This is a genomic window from Nocardia sp. NPDC004260, from assembly GCF_053603155.1.
Map to the genome: position 1 here is coordinate 1 of NZ_JBSGEZ010000213.1, position 2769 is coordinate 2769.

A 2769-nucleotide genomic window follows, 5' to 3' on the forward strand; every position below is an offset into this window, starting at 1 on the left:
CAACTCCACCATCACCGGATCGACCGCCGAGATCACCGCCACGCGAACACGATACCGACTGCCGCTCAACAACTTACGGGACAACCCTTAGCCGAAATACTGGTGGAACCACGCCGTCAGGTCGGCTTCGTTCTTCGGCCCCGGTTCCGCGTGATCGGCGCGCAGCGTGCAGAAATTCCCGATGACCGCGTACTTCTGATGAATCACCAGCAGACAGCTCGGGCCGAGCGCCGCGTCGGTGTTCGGATAGCAGAAATAACGGCCGAGGACGTTGCCGTCCTGTCGCCAGACATCGTCACCCTGGTCGCCGCGACCGCAGACATGGCCGGAGAACTGCGCGCGGTCGGCCTCGTACAGTGACGTCGCGGACTCCGGGTTCGAGAGGCCGAAGAACTCCGCGGCCGGAAACCCGGCCTTCGTCCCGCAGGCCAGCACCGCGGCCACCGGACCGGGCGGCGGGTCGGCGTGGCGGCAGTTGGCCGGACCGAAATCACCGGCCAGATGGTTCAGCACCGCATGATCGGCCTGCGTGAAATAGTCGGGATCGCGGGCGACGTCGGAGGTGCGGAACCCGAGGCGGTTGCGCACGGCGGCATAGTCGCGGTATGGCTGCTCGTCGGGGTTCCAGATGTACACCGCGGCCGCCGAAACCCGCTCGTCCGTGAGCAGCAGCGCGGGCCGCGGCGCGGCGGGATCATCCATCTTGCTCTCGAAACACGACTTGCGGCCGACTTCCACACCGTCGCGCAGCATCGGCCCATCCTGCCCCGGCGGGTCTCCCGGGCAGCTGTGTCCCTGTAGCGCGCTCAGCAACGACGACGTGTAGCCGCGCAGTTGGTCGACGGTGCGAAACCGCAGGAATCGCGCGACGGGATCGCTCGCCGCCGGATTCGCGGCGCAGAACACGACGGCGACCGTGGGAGCGTCGGGAGTCTCGTGCACACAATTCGCGCGTTTGTAGCCGGACGGGCCGACCAGCGAGAGCAGCTCGACATCCGCGCCGTTCGGCGCGCTCGCGTCGGGCACGGCGGTGCCGGGGGTCGGCCGGACCAGCTCCCAGCCCAGGAAGCCGAGCGTGGCGGCGAGGAGCACGACGCCCAGCAGGGCGAGCACACGCAACAACCGACGGCGGTGTGGACCGGGGCCTGCCGCCTCCGACCGGTCCTCCGGACTACCCGCACCGGCAGGCGCGTCCGCCGTCTCGAGCGACTCCGACGGGCCCGTAGCCGGGCCCACCACGACCGCCGCCTGCGCCGCCGCCCCCAGATCACCCGCGGTGCCGTACCGCGCCTGCGGATCTTTGGCAATACCGCGCGCGACGACGTCGTCCAGCCGGAGGGGCAGGCCGGGACGGTGCGAATGCGGTTGCGGCGGCGGCTCGAACAGGTGCGCGGAGATGATCTGCGCTTCGGTGTCGCGGGGGTACGGCCGCGAACCGGTCAGGCACTCGTACAGCACGCAGGTCAGGGCATAGATGTCGGCGGCGGGGGTGACCGTGCGGGAGTGGAACCGTTCGGGCGCCATGTAGTGGAACGACCCGATCGCCGAGCCGGTGCCGGTGAGACTTTCCCCGGTCGCCGACTGCGCGATCCCGAAGTCCACGAGGTAGGCGAAGCCGTCCGGGGTGAGCAGGATGTTGTCCGGTTTGATGTCGCGATGCACCAGGCCGTCGGCGTGCGCGGCGTCCAGCGCGGCGGCGACCTGCCGGATGATCGCGACAGCCCGCTCCGGCTCCAGCGGCCCTTGTTCCTTCAGCAGCGCGCGCAAGCTGTCGCCGCCGACCAAGCGCATGTCGATGTAGAGCCGGCCGTCGATCTCGCCGTAGTCGTGGATCGGGATGATGTGCGGTTCCTGCAGCCGCGCCGCGACGTGTGATTCGCGCCGGAATCGTTCCCGGAACACCGGGTCGTCGTGCAACCGCTCCGGCAACACCTTCAGCGCGATGACGCGATCCTTGACGGTGTCATAGGCCTCGAACACTTCCCCCATGCCGCCACGACCGATCAGGCGATCCAGACGATACGGCCCGAATCGCGACCCCACCTCGAGCGTCTGACGTCGCGTCGTCATCTCGTCCTCCGTGACGGGGACCCGGACTTCCGGGGCCATGCCCCGGCTTCCCGCGCTCAACTGTAGAGCCCGGCGAACCCGTTCGGCAGACGTATCGCACAGCGGGCCGGTCAGCGGCCGGAAGCCATCAGCGCAGGTCCCAGCGCGATGGGGCCTCGCAACGCCGCGAACCGGTGCCGCTTGCCGCCGCGGTCGTGGTGATCATCGCGACGACGGGAACCCGTTGCGGTGTCGCCACCGGCAGCTGCCGTCAACCGGGTGCCTCGGGCTTACGCGGGCGGCGGTGCAGGGCGAGCTGGATCTCCAGCAGCAGACGGTCGGCGGGGTCGTCGAGGTTCATGCCGAGGATGTCCTCGACCCGGCGCAGCCGGTAGCGCAGCGTGTTCGGATGCACGCACAGTGCCGCGGCGGCGTCGCGCACGTCGCCGTGTTCGCGCAGATAGGTCTCGACGCTGTCGCGCAGGTTCGCGGAATGCCTGCGGTCGTAGTCGAACAGTGCGCCGAGCCGCGGATCGCGCAATTCCGCCCGCGCTGCCACCAGATCGAGCACCTCGCCGAGCAGCACCGCGGTGCGCGCCTCGGCGAGGGTGGTCACCCGGTTAGCGGCAATGCCGCTCACATAAGGGTTTGACCTGGTCGTCAAATTTGCGAACCGGTCGGTGGGTGAGGCGGAGTCGGTTGTGTCGCTTCAGTTGCGTG

The 2769-nt window shown here is 69.2% G+C and carries 1 protein-coding gene and 1 pseudogene; both read right to left on the bottom strand.

Annotated elements, in window-relative coordinates:
- Positions 1-87: 87 nt before the first annotated feature.
- Positions 88-2070, bottom strand: coding sequence for a serine/threonine-protein kinase (locus ACWEO7_RS38955; protein WP_452430798.1), 1983 nt, complete (start codon positions 2068-2070; stop codon positions 88-90).
- 250 nt (positions 2071-2320) lie between these two features.
- Positions 2321-2674 (bottom strand): annotated as a pseudogene (locus ACWEO7_RS38960) (PucR family transcriptional regulator); the annotation flags it as partial.
- Positions 2675-2769 lie beyond the last annotated feature (95 nt).